Genomic DNA, 15,465 nt, shown 5'->3' with positions numbered 1-15,465 from the left:
CTTTTTGATGAGCCTGAAGTCGTTGCTGGAAACCGGGAAAGGTGCTCCCAGCCCGCACGACACCAAGATCGACAACTGGAATTAATTGAACTTCGACAAGGTATTCAAGGCGCTGGCCGACCCGACCCGCAGGCGTCTGCTGGACTCACTGCACGCGCAAAGCGGCCAGACGCTCGGCGCGCTGTGCGAGGACATGGAGATGTCACGCCAGGCGGTGACGCAGCATTTGCAGTTGCTCGAAGAAGCCAACCTGGTGGCCATCGTGTGGCAAGGCCGCGAAAAGCTCCACTACCTGAACGCCGTGCCGCTGCACGAAATCTACGCGCGCTGGATCGAGAAGTTCGAGCAGCCGCGCCTCGGTGCATTGCACCAACTCAAGAAACGATTGGAAGGTGATGACGATGAAAAAGCCTGACTACGTGTACGTGACCTACATCGCCACCACACCCCAGAAGGTGTGGCAGGCGCTGGTCGACACCGACCTGATGAGCCAGTACTGGGTCGGCCCCAAATCCGACTGCGTGCGGGTCAACGTGTCGGACTGGAAACCCGGCTCGCGCTGGGAGCACCAGCGCCTCGACGACGCGCGCACAGTCGACATCACCGGCACCGTGGTCGAGAGCAACCCGCCTCACCGCCTGGTCTACACCTGGGCGCGGCCGAGCGAGGCCGACGACAGCTCGAAACACTCGCGCGTGAGCTTCGACATCGAAGCCCACATCGACGGGCTCGTGAAGCTGACGGTCACGCACGACGATCTGGACCCTCAGATGCTTGCAGGTGTTTCGGGCGGATGGCCGATGGTGCTGTCGAACCTGAAAACGCTGCTCGAAACCGGTCATACGCTGCCACGCGCCGTGCCGGTGGGCTGACGGCAGCTGGCCGGGCTCAGTGGTCCTGACTGACCGAGTAGGTGCCAAACATGGCCTGCACCGGGCTCGATTCGGGCAGCACATAGACCACGCCGCGGCGCTGGCCCAGGATCGGTTCAATGACCGACAGGTAGAAGTCTGCCGACACCACGATGCAACCGAGCGAGATCCGGTTGTCTTCGCTGGTCGGCGAGTCGAGCCGTTGTGGACGGCGCTCGTGCGCCGGAGCGGGCCGCAGGCGGTGGATGGCGAGAGACGCGTCGTAGTCGATCCACACGATGGCCTCTCCCTTGTCGTTGTGGCCGGGCTGGGATTCGAAACGCCCCGCCGGCGTGGTGCGCTCGCCAGCGGTCAGGCTGGAGGGCGCGCGGTGGGCCAAACCTGGCACCGACACATCGCCCGGGTCGATGCCCAGCAGCGCTGCCGAGCTGCCGATCAGGCGGCCGTCGGATTCGTAGATGGAGATTCGGGCGCCCCGCTTGTCGACGATCGCAAAGGGCAGGCCCGCGTGATCGGCCGTGGTCACGACCCAGCTGGCGACATCACGCGTGTCGCGCAGGTCGCTCGCAACGCGATCGCCGGCGCCCCCGGGAGCCGCGTGACACAGCGCGGCACAAAACAATCCAGCGACTGCAGCAAGCAGCCGTTTGCCTGCTCGGGGCATTGCGACAGTCCTTCGAAGGCATCAGCAGCGAAGGACATGAGACGCCTCCGTTGCGCCGGCCGACGAGACGGCAGCACAGCGGATCAGATTGTCGGGTGAGGGTGACGCGGGAACTCGGCCAGGAAGACGGCCAATCGGCAATAGCTCACGGGTTCGGGTCGCTTGTGCGCCTTGTGTCGATTCGCAGCCGCTTCTCAGCGGCCCGAGAGGCCGGCAAAGACCTCACGCACAGGCCTGGTTTCAGGCAGCACATAGACCACACCGCGTGCAGTGCCGATCACCGGCCAGATCACCGAATCGAAAAAAGCCACCGGCACGTTGATGCAGCCATAAGAGATGCGGCGCTGCGCGGGGTCGGGCGAGGCCAGCCGCTCGAGGCGGCGCTCCTTGGGGTCGACCAGCCGCACACGGTGCATGGAGACCGCAGTCGAATAGTCGACCCACACCACGTTTTCGCCCAAAGCGTTCTTGCCGGGTTGGCTGACGAAGCGGCCGGCCGGCGTGGTGCGCTCGCTGGGGTGCACCTGCTCGATGGGGCGATCGCCGATGCCGGCCACGGAGTCGTCGCCTACGGCGGCACCCAGCAGCACCGGGCTCGCGTCGATGATGCGGCCATGGGCGTCGAAAACGAACACCATGGCCTCGCGCTTGTCGAGGATGACGAAGGGCAAGCGGTGGTTGTCTTGCGCCTGTGTGACCCAGTCGGCAACGAAGCGGGCGTCGGCAGAGGCCGGGTGAAAAGCGAAATCGGCAAAAGGCCGGGCGGCGTTGGCTTCAGCGATCGCGAGGCGCGATGAACTCAGCTGAGAGGTGGCCACGCTCGCCGGTGGCAAGGTCAGCACCAAGGCGGCTGCACCGAACAGCAGGCCCTGCCGCAGCCCCGCCAGGATCTCGGCCCGGTGCTCGAAGACGCTGGCGAAATTCACGGGTGGTATCCAGGGATCGGGGGTGAATCACGGGCGAACAGCGAAGGGGGTGTTCGCCCGTGCCGCTGGACGGATGTCAGTTGCGGTCAGCCTTGGGCATCGGCTCGGCGGCCATGTCGTTGGTCGTCAGCGGCCGATCCGTGGTCGACGGGGTGGTCGTCGATGTGGCCGAGTTGTCCGGGCTCGTGGATGTGCTCGGCGAGGTCGAGTTGCTCGGCGTCACGGTCGAGCTCGAATTCGAGTTCGCGGGCGACTGGGTCGAGCTCATCGACGGCTGTTGCGAAGTGCTCGGCGTGGTGGTCGACGGGGTGGTTTCGGTGGTCGTCTGGGCATAAGCCAAACCCACTGCGCCGACGATGGTGGTGGCTGCAACCGCAGCGGTGAGGGTCTTGGAAAAGTTCATCTTGAAGCTCCTTGGAGAGTGGCGGGCCAGTGAAACCCTGGCCCAAAGGGACAAAAAACCGACACAAAGGCCAGTGGTTGAAACCTTAGTGCCATCGCCCGGCCAGCACGTTCGGCCATCGACTCTCCTGCGCGTAGGACAACCGGCGGTTGTCGAGTCGGCACAAGACCGCGGGCATGCCCTCGTTTCAGTGCCCACGAAACCCGTTGAACAATTTCTTTGCGCAACCCATACCATGCGCGACCCGCAGACAAACTCCACCCCATGCCGACATCCACTGACAAACCCGGTGCCGCATCTGCCGTCGCGATGGCAGGCCTCACCAAGACCTACGCCAGTGGCTTCGAGGCGCTCAAGCGTGTGGACCTCGAAATCCGCCGCGGCGAGATCTTTGCCCTGCTCGGCCCCAATGGCGCCGGCAAGACCACGCTGATCTCCATCGTGTGCGGCATCGTCACCGCCAGCGCGGGCAGCGTGACGGTGGCGGGCCACGACATCGTGCGCGACTACCGCATCACCCGCTCGCTGATCGGCCTGGTGCCGCAAGAGCTGGCGACCGATGCCTTCGAGAGCGTGTGGGCCACGGTCAACTTCAGCCGCGGCCTCTTCGGCAAGGCGCCCAACCCGGCGCTGGTGGAGAAGGTGCTGCGCGACCTCTCGCTGTGGGACAAGCGGCACAACAAGATCATGGAGCTCTCAGGCGGCATGAAGCGCCGCGTGATGATCGCCAAGGCCTTGTCGCACGAGCCCGAGATCTTGTTCCTGGACGAACCCTCCGCCGGCGTCGACGTGGAGCTGCGGCGCGACATGTGGGAGATGGTGCGGCGCCTGCGTGATGGCGGCGTGACCATCATCCTCACCACCCACTACATCGAAGAAGCCGAAGACATGGCCGACCGCATCGGCGTCATCAGCAAGGGCGAGCTGATCCTGGTCGAAGAGAAGAAGGCGCTGATGAAGAAACTGGGCAAGAAGCAACTCACCATCGAGCTCGACCATGCGATGAGCGAGGTGCCCACCGAGCTGGCCGCCTGGAACCTGGTGCTCAAGCCAGGTGGCCACACGCTGCAGCGCGAGTTCGACGTGAGCGACGCGAGCGCAGGCGTGGCGCCGCTGCTCAGGCGCATGGGCGAGCTGGGTATCGGCGTCAAGGACGTGAACACGCAGCAAAGTTCGCTCGAAGACATCTTCGTGAGCCTGGTGCACGACAACTCGCACGACCACCCAGCCGGAGCCGCCACATGAACGCGACATCCTTCAACCGATACGGTGTGTGGGCGATCTATCGCTTCGAGATGGCGCGCTTCATGCGCACCGTGGGGCAAAGCCTGGTCGCGCCGGTGATCACCACCTCGCTCTATTTCGTGGTGTTCGGCGCGGCCATCGGCTCGCGCATGCAAGACGTGAACGGCGTGGCCTACGGAGCCTTCATCGTGCCGGGGCTCATCATGCTGTCGATCCTCACGCAGAGCCTGTCGAACGCCTCGTTCGGCATCTACTTCCCGCGCTTCACCGGCACCATCTACGAGCTGCTGTCGGCACCGGTGTCGTCCCTGGAGCTGCTGATCGCCTATGTGGGCGCGGCGGCCACCAAGTCGATCGTGCTGGGTCTTGTGACCCTGCTCACCGCGGCCTTCTTCGTGAAGCTGCACATTGCGCACCCGGTTTGGATGGTGGCGTTTCTGGTGCTCACCTCGGTGACCTTCAGCCTGTTCGGTTTCATCATCGGCCTGTGGGCCAAGGGCTTCGAGCAGCTGCAGCTCATCCCCATGCTGGTCATCACGCCGCTCACCTTTCTGGGTGGCGCGTTCTACTCGATCGACATGCTGCCGCCGCTGTGGCGCACGATCACTCTCTTCAACCCGGTGGTCTACCTGATCGACGGGTTTCGCTGGAGTTTCTTCGACACCGCCGACGTGGGCGTGGGCTGGAGTCTGGGCGCGACCTGCGGCTTTCTCGCGGTCTGCATCGCCGTGGTGGCGTGGATGTTTCGCACCGGCTACCGGCTGAAGAATTGACCGGCTGAACAACCGAGACGACCATGCACAACCTCATCGACTTCACTTCGTGGCAAGGTGTGCTCACCACGATGCTGGGCGCGCTGCTGGTTTCGTTGGCGGCGGTCGGTGTGCGGCTCCTTTTTATGCACACCGTGCAGCGGCGGCGAGAGCGCGAAAACCGCCAGATCAACGAGCGGGTGAAGACGCTGATCGCCGCGTACAAGACCTTGGGCGGCTCGTTCACCGGCGACCTGAGCATCGACCCCAGCCACCTGCGCGACCTGCGGCGCGACGCGCCCGCCGATGAAACGCCCACCGAAGCCGAACCCGAGTCCACGCCAAGCTCCGACCGGCGTCGACGCATGCGCGATGCCGTTGAAGCGGCACTGTCCGACGTGATCCTGCTGGGCACCGAAGAGCAGGTGCACCTGGCGGTGCAAGCCGCCAACGACATGGTGGCCGGCCGGCGCGTCGAGACGGGTGCGCTGGTGGCCGCGCTGCGCAAGTTCATCCGCGAGGTGCTCGACCTCGAGCCGGTGCCTGCAAAACTGGTCATCCCGCAGCAGGGCCCACTGCGGCCGGCCAGCGGTGCGGGCCCCCGCGGAGGGCGCAACGAGCGAGGTGGCAAGGGCGGCGGCGCAATGACCGGCTCGGGCACGGGCGCCGACCACGACCCCAGCTGAGGCAAGGGGAAGGGAGATGGCAAGGCTTGCGCCGCCTGTCCAACGCGTGACAGTCGCCGGGGCGTTTTCAGACATCATGTCCCGTGCAGCACCCAAGACAAGGGTCGACGTCACTCCACCGTTCTGCATGTGGTGTCGATGTGCATTGGCGGCGGCATGGGCGGGGCCGGCTTGTTTGAAGTGTTTTAACCCGTCGAAGCCCCTCGCGATTCCACAAAAAGGAGACACCCATGGACCTGAGCTACTCCCCTGAAGAGCTGGCCTTCCGCGACGAGGTTCGCAGCTGGCTCGACACGAACCTGCCCGCCGACATCCGCGAGAAGGTGCAAGCCCACCGCGAACTGAGCAAGGACGATTACATGCGCTGGCACAAGATCCTTGCGGCCCAGGGCTGGTCGGTGCCGCACTGGCCCGAAGAATGGGGCGGCACCGGTTGGGACATCACGCAGCGTTATCTCTACCAGGAGCAGTTCGGCCTCTCTGGCGCGCCGGGCCTGCCGTCGTTCGGCCCGGCCATGTGCGCCTCGGTGCTGATGCGTTTCGGCACGCCGGGGCAGAAGGCGCACTTCCTGCCGCGCATCCGCGATGGTGTCGACTTCTGGGTGCAGGGCTACTCCGAGCCCGGCGCCGGCTCCGACCTCGCGGCCGTGAAAACGCGCGCCGAACGAAAGGGTGACCACTACGTCGTCAACGGCCAGAAGATCTGGACCACGCTCGGCCACTACGGTGACTGGATCTTCTGCCTGGTGCGCACCGACCCCACCGCCGAGAAGCGGCAAGAGGGCATCAGCTTCCTGCTGATCGACATGAGCACACCCGGCATCACCGTGCGCCCGCTGATCCTGATGGACGGCGGCCACGAGGTGAACGAGATCTTCTTCGACGATGTGAAAGTACCGGTGGAGAACCTCATCTTCGAAGAGAACAAGGGCTGGACGGTGGCCAAGTACCTGCTCGGCCACGAGCGCATGGGCTCGGGCAACGTGGGTGGCAGCAAGCGCATGCTGGCCGAGCTGAAGGAGATCGCGGGCCGCGAGCTGAAAAACGGCAAGCCCGTCATCGACGACCTGCGCTTTCGCGACAAGCTGAGCCGCATCGAGATCGACCTGCAGGCGCTGGAGCTCACCTCCATGCGCTTTCTCGACAAGATGCGCCGCAGCGGCCAGCCGCCGGGTGCCGACGTGTCGACGCTGAAGATCCGCGGCACCGAGATCGCACAAGCCATCACCCTGCTCACCGTCGAGGCGCTCGGCCCGACGGCGCAACCCTTCTGCGCCATCGACGGCGACGAGCTCGACCCAGTGCAGACCAGCGTGACACCGCGCTACCTGAACTACCGCAAGGTCAGCATCTACGCCGGCTCCAACGAAGTGCAACGCAACATCATCGCCAAGGCCACGCTGGGCCTTTGAGGACACCACGCCATGAACTTCGAACTGACCGACGAACAACAGCAACTGGCCGACTCGGTGCGCAAGTACCTCGGCAACACCTACGGCTTCGAGGCGCGCAAGGCCATCTTGCAATCGCCGAGCGGTGTGGGTGACAAGGTATGGGCCAGCTTTGCCGAGCTGGGCCTCACCGCGATGACCCTGCCCGAGGCCGACCGCGGCTTCGCCGGCGGCGCGATGGACCTGCTGGCCGTGATGCAACCCTGTGGCGAGGCGCTGGTGGTCGAGCCGCTGCTCGACAACGTGGGCCTCGCTGGCCGACTGCTCGCCCGCGCCGGCAACGACGCCCAACGCAGCGCGTGGCTGCCGGGGCTGGCCGATGGCTCGGTGCAGCTCGCCTTCGCGAGCGGGGAGCCCGGCCGACGTTATGAGCTGGCGCCACAAACCACCACCGTCACGAGCCACCCCGAGGGCTGGTTGCTCAACGGCGAGAAGAGCGTGGTGGTCGGCGCACCGACGGCCACGCGGCTCATCGTGTCGGCCAGCAATGGAAGCGGCGCCAGCCTCTTTCTCGTCGACCCGAAAGCAGAAGGTGTCACGCTCAAGGCCTACCGCACGATCGACGGTCTGCGCGCCGCCGACATTCGTTTCAGCCACGTGCGTCTGAGTGCCGATGCACTGCTGGGCACAGCAGGTGATGCGCTGCCGCTGATCGAAGAGGCGGTCGACTTTGCCACCGCCCTGCTCTGCGCCGACGCGGTGGGCGCGATGCAGCACGCGTGCGACGCGACGCTCGACTACCTGAAGACACGCAAGCAGTTCGGCGTGCCCATCGGTTCGTTCCAGGCACTGCAGCACCGCATGGTCGACATGGTGATCGCCACCGAAGAGGCCCGCTCCATGGCCATCCTCGCGGCGGCGAAGGTCGATGACCCGACCGTGAGCACCAGCGAGCGCGCCCGCGCCGTCTCGGCGGCCAAGGTGAAGATCGCCGAGGCCGCCACGCTGGTGCGCGAAGAAGCGGTGCAACTGCACGGCGGCATGGGCATGACCGAAGAGCTCAAGGTCTCGCACACCTTCCGCCGGCTGACGATGGCGGCGCAGCGCTTTGGTGATGTGGACCATCATCTGGAGCGCTACGCGGCGCTGGCTGAACGCTGAAGCTGGCGTGATGTGTCGGAGCGCTCCGCCACGTCGGTACTTCATTCTCTCAATTCAGGAGACATGCACATGCTCAAGTGGGCCATCATCTTTTTCATCATCTCGCTTGTCGCCGGCTACTTCGGCTTCAGCGGCGTCGCCTCCAAATCGCGCAGCATTGCGAAGGTGCTGTTCGCGATTGCACTGGTGATCTTCCTGATCGTGCTGGTGTTCGGCGTGATGCTCGGCATGCTGGTCTTCTAGGGCGCGCCCGCCGCGGCTCAGATCATCGACAGTCGTGTCTTCTTCTTGGGCGCCGGAAAACGGCTGTCGATCAGGCGCAGCTCGTGTTCGCTCAGGGCCACCCGCTCGGCCGCCAGGTTCTCTTGCAGGTGGGCGACCGACGAGGCCTTGGGGATCGCCACCACGCCGGGCTGGCCGATCACCCAGGCCAAGGCCACCTGTGCCGCCGTGATCCCACGTGCGCGGCCGATCTCGGCCAGCGTGTCGTTGGCCGCCAGGCTGCCCTGGTCGATGGGGCTGTAGGCCATCAAGGGCATCGAACGCTCGCGCATCCACGGCAACAAGCCGAACTCGGGGCCACGCTCGGTCAGCGAGTAATAGACCTGGTTCGCTGCGCACCGGCTGTGGCCGGACTGGGCCCGCGCGGTGAGGGTCTCCAGCTCCTGCATGTCGGCCAGGTCGAGGTTGCTCACGCCCCATGCGCGCACCTGGCCCGCGGCCACCAGCGATTGCATGGCTTCCACGGTCTCGGCCAGCGGGTGCTCGCCGCGCCAGTGCAAGAGGTAGAGGTCGATGCAGTCGAGGCCCAGCCGCTGGCGGCTGCGGTCGCACGCACTCACCGTGCCGCGCCGGCTCGCGTTGTGCGGGTAGACCTTGCTGACGACAAACATCGCTTCGCGTGCCACCGTGCCCGCCCGAATGGCCTCGGCCAGCGCCCGCCCGACCACCGTTTCAGCGCCGCCTTCGCCATACATCTCGGCGGTGTCGATCAGCCGGTAACCCAGCTCGATGGCGCTGCGCAGGTTGGCCACCTCGGCATCACGCGTGGCGCTGGTTTCGCCCATGCGCCAGGTGCCCAGGCCCAGCACGGGCATCGTCGTTCCATCGGTCAATTGGAGGTGGCGCATGGGGTCGTCCATCAAAAGTCGATGCAGGTCATGGGTGTGGATTCTGGCGGCCCCGGCTCGCGGTTCGCATATCAACACTCGGTTATGTCGTTTCCCAATCTGCGGCCCGGTCCCTACATTGGTGGCCCACCACCCACACTCTCTCCCGAGGACCATGATGCGCTTGTTCAGCCTGCTGGATGCCTTCTTCGAGCGATGGCACGCACGTCCCTCGGACCCGCAGGTGGTGGTGGTGTGCATGAAAAAGCAAGGCCGCGCCGGGGCAGGCATCGGCCAGAAGGACTTTGATGCGCTGCTTCAACGCCTGCAGCGGGTGGTGCAGGCACATCCGGCAGCCACTTACGACGGCAAGGAGGTGAGCGGCGGCGAAGTGCGGCTCTATTTCTTCTCGAACGGCGCGCCACGGCTGGCGCGAGCCTTGGCCTTGGGGTTGAGCGACATCGCCTGGTGCCGCGGCGCTGCCGTGCGGGTCTGCTCCGACATCGGCGCCCGTCTCGAAGAGCATGTGGTGCCGGTGATTTCAAACCCCTTGCCGGGGCGCCGGCGTCCGAGCGCCACGCGCCGCGTTGATCTGCAGTGACACGTCTTCAGGCCACGGCCGCCCGTCCCGCCGATGAGCAAGCCCTCGCTGCGTGAGGTGCCGGTGTCGGCCGAGAAGCACGCGCCGCCACCGGTGAAGCAGTGAGGAGCACGCCCAGGGCGCAGTGACACCGCATGGGTGATCGGCGCCGAGCCAAACCCCTAGCGTCCCTGCCGCTGCACCCACTCGGCAAACTTGTTCAGCCAGTCTTTCAAGAACTTCTCGCTGCCGGCACCGATGCTGCCATCGCTGTTGAACAAGCCGTCTTTCGACTGGATGAAGGCTTCGGGCTGGCCCATCGTCGGCACATCGAGGTAGGCGAGCACGTTGCGCAAATGCTGTTGCGCCAACGCGGTGCCAATCGCGCCAACCGAAACGCCGATCACCGCCGCGGGCTTGCCCGCCCAGGCGTTCTGCCCATAAGGCCGAGAAGCGTGGTCAATGGCGTTCTTGAGCACACCAGGAATGGATCTGTTGTACTCCGGCGTGATGAACAACAGGCCCTGCGAGGCCGAGACCTCGGCCTTCAGGCGCTTCACCGCCGGCGCCTGATTGGCGTCGTCGTCCTGGTTGTAGAGCGGCAGATCGCCGATCTGTAGTTGCGTGAATTGAAACTGAGCCGGCGCCAGCCTGGCCAACCCGTCTGCGAGTTTGCGGTTGAACGAATCGGCCCGAAGGCTTCCAACCACGACGGCAATCTTGTACGGGGTCATGCGGTGCTCCTGTCAGTTGACGAATCCAGCGGCATCGACCTGGTGATCAAACGCCGCCTGGGCCTCCCGACTCTGCCTTGTCGGGCCTAGCCTTTTGAGCTCACGCGCGCCGCAGCCAGCTGCTGGCCGAGAGGCGACTGCGCCATGAGTTCCTTGAACCACAGTTGATAGCCCTCGTCGCTCGGGTGCAAGCCGTCGCGCGCGTTCAGCTCCCGGCGCTGCGCGAAGGGGTCGTCGCGCCGCTCCTTGAACAGGTTCACATACGAAGCACCCTGCTGCGCAGCCGCCTCCTGCACCAGCGAATGAAATTGCCGCGAGCGCGAGCTCATCCACCACGACAGCGGCGGGAAGAAGAACGGGGCATTGCCGACATTGCCAGCCGGCATCAGCACCACGGTATCGGCGCGCGCCCGCGCCTGCCGAATGACGCCGTCCAGTTGATCGCGGGCCTTGTCGAGGTCTCGCAGCCGGATCACGTCATTGCCACCGGCCAGGATCAGCACCGCGTCGAAGCGGGCATCGCCACCCAGCTGTTGCGGAAGCTCTTCCAGGGTGGCGCCATCGCGACCTCGGTTTTCGATGTGCAGGCCGGGGTAAGCCTGGGCCAGCAGGCCCGCGAGGCTGGTGCCGGGCTTACTCGCCCCGGTACCCACCGCCGTGCTGTCGCCCACGATCAGCAGTCGCGCGCGGGGCTGCTCGACATGGCGCTGCAAGGGCTCGCTCAGCCGGGCCAGCTCGGAGGCGTCACGCAGCCGGGAGGCGGTGCAACCCGCCAACAGAATCAGCGTGGCCACGGCGGCACCGGCCCAGAGCAGCCTGGTTTGCCGTGGGGAGGAGTGGAAGGGCAAGGTCACGGCGTGATCTTCACCGCTCGGCGGCAGATCGGGCACCGGTCTACAGCCAAACCGTGGGTAGTCGTGCTCCTACATCAAACCGCTGAGCGGGGCCTGAAAACATAACAAGGAACATTCGGGGACAATGCAGGTTCCCGCAGTTCTGCGGGGTATCGATCTCATCAAAAAGGAAAATCGAATGAAAAAGTGGGTAGGAGGACTGATCACCATTTCTGCGCTGCTGTTGTCTGGCGGCGCGATGGCGCAGGGTTACGCGAGCTTCGCTGCCGGCCAGAGCAAGCACGTGGACGGCTGTACCGGCTTCCCGGGGTCGTGCGACGACTCGGGCTCGTCGTTCAAGCTGGCGGGCGGCTATTACTTCGCTGACGGCGTCGGCCTGGAGCTCGGGTTTGTGGACTTCGGCAAGACCAAGGCTTCGGGGTTCGGGGGCACGGTCGAAGTGGCGGTTTCGGCCGTGACCGTGGGCGGCGCCTTCAAGGGCAACTTCACGCCCGACTTCGCAGCGCTCCTGCGCCTCGGCATCGCCAGCGTGAAGACCGAGGGCAAGTTTTCAAGCGGTTTCTACAACTACAGCGCCTCTGAAACCAAGGCTCAGCCTTACTTCGGGTTGGGCCTGAGCTACGCCTTCTCGAAGAACTTGGCCTTGGAGGTGGGTGCTGATTTCACCAAGGCCGAACTCGAAGGCGGCTCGAACAATGTGCGGGCCTACACCGTCGGCTTGCGCGTTTCGTTCTGATCGCTCGGAACGTTGACGCTTGAAACGCCGGCCCCAGGGCCGGCGTTTTCGTCGCGAGGCCGCTCACCGCAATGCACTCCCTCACTTCTTGCCCTGCGGGTAGATCGTCTCCCCATGCTTCAGCATGGCGACGAAGGTCTCGATCTTTCTCTTCCGGCCGGCTTCCGTCTTCATGTGGTGGGTGCGAAAGGCCAGTGCAAACCGATTCTGTTCGGTGAGTGTCGCCAGCATGGCCCGGGCCTTGGGCTCGGCTTCGATGGCAGCCTGCAGATCGGCCGGGATCTTGAAATCCTTGCCGCTGCCATAGGCGCGGGCCCATCGCCCATCTGCCTTGGCTGCATCGACTTCTGCGAGGCCGGGCGCTTCCATGCGGCCTTCGCGGATCAGCCGCGCCACGTTGTCGACGTTGATCTGGCTCCACACGCTTCTCTTTCCGCGCGGGGTGTAGCGCTGCAGGAAGCTCTTGTCGTCGAACCCCTTGCGAATCGCATCGATCCAGCCCCAGCACAGCACGACATCGACGGCTTGCTTCGGCGTGATCGACGGAAGGCCCGAACCGACCTTGTGGACCTTGATCCAGAGTTCATCGGCCGTGCCGTGGTGCTCGGCGAGCCAGTCGTAAAAGCTGTTGGCATCGGCAAACTCAAGCACCTTGCGCGGGTCGACGGTCACCGGCGCCATCTGCGGGCCCACCTTGCCGTGGGGTTCAACTGCGGGTTCATGCGTCGCTCCATCCATTCGGCCTCTGGTCGGACCTGTGACCCCCTGTCGGCCCGCTAATTCCGGTCCCCCTCTTGCTGCGCAGGGGGATTGCCCTTCCAGGCAAAGCGGCCCATCACCCGGGAGGCCGCCGCCAAGGTTTCAGGCGATACCGCGTGGCCGCGTGTTCGAGCGGCGCCATTGTCGGCGTCTTGAACGCCTGTGAAGGACGCTTCTTGCTCGCCCACGGGTTGCACATCTTCAGACATGTCTGGCTCTCCGAACTTGATTGCGAATGGCATCAGCGTATCGACGCGCTGGCCAGCGCGCGACCGGAACATGCCTGTGCGGCGCGTAGGAGATCGCCGATACGGCCCTGGAAGCGACCCAATCACCTCACACCAACCAGGTGGGAGAGCAACAGGCGACCGTATTGAAGCAAGGCCAGCGCGCGCCGAAGCGCTGAGGCCGGTCTCTCCGTTCGGACTGAGCTTGTCGAAGGCCTCGTGCAATGGCTCGACTCATATCAACCGGGGCTCGGAACTCGGGTGCATCTTGCCCTCTCTTGCCTTGCATCCATTTGCCCGTGGCCGGCGTATATTGAAAGTCACCACATCGCCAAAAGGAATGACCCCATGAAGAAACTGACTTCCTCCCTGCTGACCCTGGCGGCACTGGCAACGCTCTCCGGTTGCGCCGGCATGGCCGCCGCCCCGGTCGAGGGCCCGGTGCGCGCTGAAAAGGCGGTTGCCGTCACGGTGTCCAACCGACTGATCAAGTTCAACGCCGGCCAGCCGGGCCGCATCCTGTTCTCGCAGCCAATCACCGGCCTGCAGCCGGGCGAGCAGGTGCTGGGCATCGACTACCGGGTGGTCAAGGACACGCTCTATGCGCTGGGCAGCTCCGGCCGCCTGTACACGCTGGACGAAGACACCGCAGCGGCCAAGCCGGTGGGCGAGCCTTTCGCCGTCCGCCTGGAGGGCACCGAGTTCGGCTTCGATTTCAACCCCACGGTCGATCGCATTCGCGTGGTGAGTGCCAGCGGGCAAAACCTGCGCTTGCACCCTGACACGGGTGCGGTGGTCGACGCCAACGCCGACACCGCAGGCGTGCAGACCGACGGCAAGCTGACCTACGCCCCCAGCGACGCGCAGGCCGGCAAAACCCCGGCCGTGGTCGGCGCAGCCTACAGTTACAACAAGGCCAACCCCCGCATCACCACCAACTACGCACTCGACGCGGCGGCCGGCACGCTGGTCACGCAGGGCAGCCGCGAGGGTACTGCGCCCCCCGTCTCGCCGAATACCGGAATGCTGTTCACTGTGGGCAGCCTGCGTCAGCCGTTCCAGACGGCCGCTTTCGACATCCAGGCGGTCAGCGATGTCGCCTTCGCCGCGCTGAATGCGGGTAGCGCTCCGAGCCGCTGGGTCACCATCGACTTGCAGACCGGCACTGCCACCTCCTTGGGCACGGTCGGTGGTGGTGAGGCGGTTCGCGCCGTCGCCCTGGAACCCTGATGGCCGCGCAGTCCCGATGGCGCGCGCTGACCGTCGGGCTGTGCCTCGGGGTAGCCTCTGCGGTGTAGGCGCCACCAACGTGGCGTCGGTGGGCGCACGCCTGACCTTCACCCACAACGACCCGTGGGAGCACCATGTGCGTGGCTCGGGTGCCGGCGTGGCCCAGTTCACCACGGGCACTTCCGGCGGCGTCGAGCTGCGCCTGGCTGCCAAGACCGACGGCCAGCGGCCCCGCTCCGGTGAGGTGACCGTCAATCAGCCGGGTGCGATTCATTCAGGCCGCCACTTGCATGCATCCATGCTCGGGCACGTGTACGTCAGCGAGTCGCCCTGGGCTGATCGCACTGGTGCTTGACCGGCCGGGTTGTCTTCAACGACGTGCCCAACGGTGCGGCGCAGGTGCGCGTGTGGCGGGCTGACCAGCTGGTCGACCTGCCGGTGCGCGCGGTGAATGCCGGCGTCCAGGCGGCGCTGATGCAGGTGCAGTTGCAGGTGGTGCCGCGGCGCAGGCGTTTGTAGCGCCCGCGTGCGGCGCGGCCCGCGCGGCATCCTATGCCGCCTGCACTTCAGCGGTCGGCTTTTGCCGAGCATGACGGAGTCGCTGCTTCCTCTCGGTTGGCAGTTCCTATCTCGCCAGTACGCCCCGCAAAGCGGCCCCGGTGTGGCTGGCCTTGAGCCTGGACAAAGCCGTCGGGTCGGTCGCCGCCACCACCCTGCCCCCTGCCCCGCCGCCCTCCGGCCCCATGTCGATCACCCAGTCGGCCTCGGCGATCACATCGAGGTCGTGCTCGATCACCACCACGCTGTGCCCGCCATCGACCAGGCGGTGCAGCACACGAATGAGCTTCTCCACATCGGCCATGTGCAGGCCCACCGTCGGTTCGTCGAGCACGTAGAGCGTGTGCGGCGCCTTGTTGCCGCGCCGGCCCACGTCGTCGCGCACCTTGGTGAGCTCGGTGACGAGCTTGATGCGCTGCGCTTCACCGCCGCTCAATGTCGGTGACGGCTGACCGAGCGTGAGATAGCCCAATCCCACGTCTTTCATCAGCTGCAGCGGGTGCGCGATGTGCGGCATCGAGGCGAAAAACTCCACCGCCTCGTCGATCTCCATCTGCAGCACGTCGCCGATGCTCTTG

At 65.5% G+C, this 15,465-nt stretch carries 21 protein-coding genes; 14 read left to right on the top strand and 7 right to left on the bottom strand.

Translation table 11 applies throughout. From position 1 onward, the window contains the following. Positions 1 to 85 precede the first annotated feature (85 nt). Entirely contained in the window at positions 86 to 415 is a 330-nt protein-coding gene (locus tag RMO40_RS09295; RefSeq protein WP_309719501.1) for a metalloregulator ArsR/SmtB family transcription factor, read from the top strand. After that, positions 402 to 872 carry an SRPBCC domain-containing protein gene (locus tag RMO40_RS09290; RefSeq protein WP_309719498.1) on the top strand — a complete coding sequence of 157 codons (471 nt, stop codon included), beginning with the start codon at positions 402 to 404 and terminating at the stop codon, positions 870 to 872. Before RMO40_RS09295 ends, RMO40_RS09290 begins: the two co-directional genes overlap by 14 nt. Before the next feature lie 16 nt (positions 873 to 888). On the opposite strand, the gene RMO40_RS09285 is transcribed toward RMO40_RS09290, so the two are convergent. Together RMO40_RS09285 and RMO40_RS09280 are read right to left on the bottom strand one after the other, a co-directional pair. Then, the gene (locus RMO40_RS09285; protein ID WP_309719495.1) at positions 889 to 1,398 is read right to left on the bottom strand and encodes a hypothetical protein; all 510 of its coding nucleotides are present in this window, start codon (positions 1,396 to 1,398) and stop codon (positions 889 to 891) included. A gap of 332 nt (positions 1,399 to 1,730) precedes the next feature. Continuing rightward, positions 1,731 to 2,462 carry a hypothetical protein gene (locus tag RMO40_RS09280; protein ID WP_309719494.1) on the bottom strand — a complete coding sequence of 244 codons (732 nt, stop codon included), beginning with the start codon at positions 2,460 to 2,462 and terminating at the stop codon, positions 1,731 to 1,733. An 80-nt stretch (positions 2,463 to 2,542) separates the two neighbouring features. On the opposite strand from RMO40_RS09280, the gene RMO40_RS09275 reads away from it, so the two are divergent. From RMO40_RS09275 to RMO40_RS09245, 7 genes are all read left to right on the top strand, one after another. After that, a complete protein-coding gene (locus RMO40_RS09275) occupies positions 2,543 to 2,797 on the top strand; it encodes a hypothetical protein (protein ID WP_309719491.1) in 255 nt (84 codons plus the stop codon). Positions 2,798 to 3,129: 332 nt separating this feature from the next. Beyond that, the gene (locus RMO40_RS09270; protein ID WP_309719488.1) at positions 3,130 to 4,110 is read left to right on the top strand and encodes an ATP-binding cassette domain-containing protein; all 981 of its coding nucleotides are present in this window, start codon (positions 3,130 to 3,132) and stop codon (positions 4,108 to 4,110) included. Further along, positions 4,107 to 4,883 (top strand): ABC transporter permease, encoded by a 777-nt coding sequence (locus RMO40_RS09265; RefSeq protein ID WP_309719485.1) that lies wholly within the window; start codon positions 4,107 to 4,109, stop codon positions 4,881 to 4,883. Before RMO40_RS09270 ends, RMO40_RS09265 begins: the two co-directional genes overlap by 4 nt. Before the next feature lie 23 nt (positions 4,884 to 4,906). Beyond that, the gene (locus RMO40_RS09260) at positions 4,907 to 5,548 is read left to right on the top strand and encodes a hypothetical protein (RefSeq protein ID WP_309719482.1); all 642 of its coding nucleotides are present in this window, start codon (positions 4,907 to 4,909) and stop codon (positions 5,546 to 5,548) included. Positions 5,549 to 5,778: 230 nt separating this feature from the next. Then, on the top strand, positions 5,779 to 6,960 hold the full coding sequence (locus tag RMO40_RS09255; RefSeq protein ID WP_309719479.1) for an acyl-CoA dehydrogenase family protein: 1,182 nt from the start codon (positions 5,779 to 5,781) through the stop codon (positions 6,958 to 6,960). A gap of 12 nt (positions 6,961 to 6,972) precedes the next feature. After that, positions 6,973 to 8,100, top strand: a complete 1,128-nt coding sequence (locus RMO40_RS09250; protein ID WP_309719476.1) for an acyl-CoA dehydrogenase family protein — start codon at positions 6,973 to 6,975, stop codon at positions 8,098 to 8,100. 69 nt (positions 8,101 to 8,169) lie between these two features. Next, on the top strand, positions 8,170 to 8,343 hold the full coding sequence (locus tag RMO40_RS09245; protein ID WP_309719473.1) for a DUF1328 family protein: 174 nt from the start codon (positions 8,170 to 8,172) through the stop codon (positions 8,341 to 8,343). A 17-nt stretch (positions 8,344 to 8,360) separates the two neighbouring features. On the opposite strand, the gene RMO40_RS09240 is transcribed toward RMO40_RS09245, so the two are convergent. Further along, positions 8,361 to 9,242 carry an aldo/keto reductase gene (locus tag RMO40_RS09240; RefSeq protein ID WP_309719471.1) on the bottom strand — a complete coding sequence of 294 codons (882 nt, stop codon included), beginning with the start codon at positions 9,240 to 9,242 and terminating at the stop codon, positions 8,361 to 8,363. 142 nt (positions 9,243 to 9,384) lie between these two features. On the opposite strand from RMO40_RS09240, the gene RMO40_RS09235 reads away from it, so the two are divergent. Then, positions 9,385 to 9,810 carry a hypothetical protein gene (locus RMO40_RS09235; protein ID WP_309719468.1) on the top strand — a complete coding sequence of 142 codons (426 nt, stop codon included), beginning with the start codon at positions 9,385 to 9,387 and terminating at the stop codon, positions 9,808 to 9,810. Between the two features lie 161 nt (positions 9,811 to 9,971). Here the strand turns inward: RMO40_RS09235 and RMO40_RS09230 are convergent, their stop codons facing one another. Continuing rightward, on the bottom strand, positions 9,972 to 10,523 hold the full coding sequence (locus RMO40_RS09230; RefSeq protein ID WP_309719466.1) for an NAD(P)H-dependent oxidoreductase: 552 nt from the start codon (positions 10,521 to 10,523) through the stop codon (positions 9,972 to 9,974). An 86-nt stretch (positions 10,524 to 10,609) separates the two neighbouring features. Then, on the bottom strand, positions 10,610 to 11,377 hold the full coding sequence (locus RMO40_RS09225; RefSeq protein WP_309719463.1) for a GDSL-type esterase/lipase family protein: 768 nt from the start codon (positions 11,375 to 11,377) through the stop codon (positions 10,610 to 10,612). 178 nt (positions 11,378 to 11,555) lie between these two features. Here RMO40_RS09225 and RMO40_RS09220 point away from each other — a divergent pair, with 178 nt between their 5' ends. Next, the gene (locus tag RMO40_RS09220; RefSeq protein ID WP_309719460.1) at positions 11,556 to 12,113 is read left to right on the top strand and encodes an outer membrane beta-barrel protein; all 558 of its coding nucleotides are present in this window, start codon (positions 11,556 to 11,558) and stop codon (positions 12,111 to 12,113) included. Positions 12,114 to 12,194: 81 nt separating this feature from the next. Here the strand turns inward: RMO40_RS09220 and RMO40_RS09215 are convergent, their stop codons facing one another. Next, positions 12,195 to 12,794 (bottom strand): YdeI/OmpD-associated family protein, encoded by a 600-nt coding sequence (locus RMO40_RS09215; RefSeq protein ID WP_309719457.1) that lies wholly within the window; start codon positions 12,792 to 12,794, stop codon positions 12,195 to 12,197. A gap of 653 nt (positions 12,795 to 13,447) precedes the next feature. On the opposite strand from RMO40_RS09215, the gene RMO40_RS09210 reads away from it, so the two are divergent. The 3 genes from RMO40_RS09210 to RMO40_RS09200 all read left to right on the top strand — a co-directional run bounded on the left by RMO40_RS09210 (position 13,448) and on the right by RMO40_RS09200 (position 14,848). Continuing rightward, positions 13,448 to 14,329, top strand: coding sequence for a DUF4394 domain-containing protein (locus RMO40_RS09210; RefSeq protein ID WP_309719454.1), 882 nt, complete (start codon positions 13,448 to 13,450; stop codon positions 14,327 to 14,329). Positions 14,330 to 14,417: 88 nt separating this feature from the next. After that, complete coding sequence (locus tag RMO40_RS09205) at positions 14,418 to 14,684, top strand: hypothetical protein (RefSeq protein ID WP_309719451.1); 267 nt, start codon at positions 14,418 to 14,420, stop codon at positions 14,682 to 14,684. Next, positions 14,681 to 14,848, top strand: a complete 168-nt coding sequence (locus RMO40_RS09200) for a hypothetical protein (protein WP_309719448.1) — start codon at positions 14,681 to 14,683, stop codon at positions 14,846 to 14,848. Before RMO40_RS09205 ends, RMO40_RS09200 begins: the two co-directional genes overlap by 4 nt. Before the next feature lie 106 nt (positions 14,849 to 14,954). Here RMO40_RS09200 and RMO40_RS09195 read toward each other — a convergent pair. Next, the coding region (locus RMO40_RS09195) for a hypothetical protein (protein WP_309719446.1) at positions 14,955 to 15,465 on the bottom strand (511 nt) is incomplete at its 5' end.

This window comes from Rhizobacter sp., from assembly GCF_031412075.1.
Taxonomy (GTDB): Bacteria; Pseudomonadota; Gammaproteobacteria; order Burkholderiales; family Burkholderiaceae_C; genus Rhizobacter.
The sequence above is the reverse complement of the archived record's forward strand: the minus strand, read 5'-3'. Positions and strand labels throughout refer to the sequence as shown.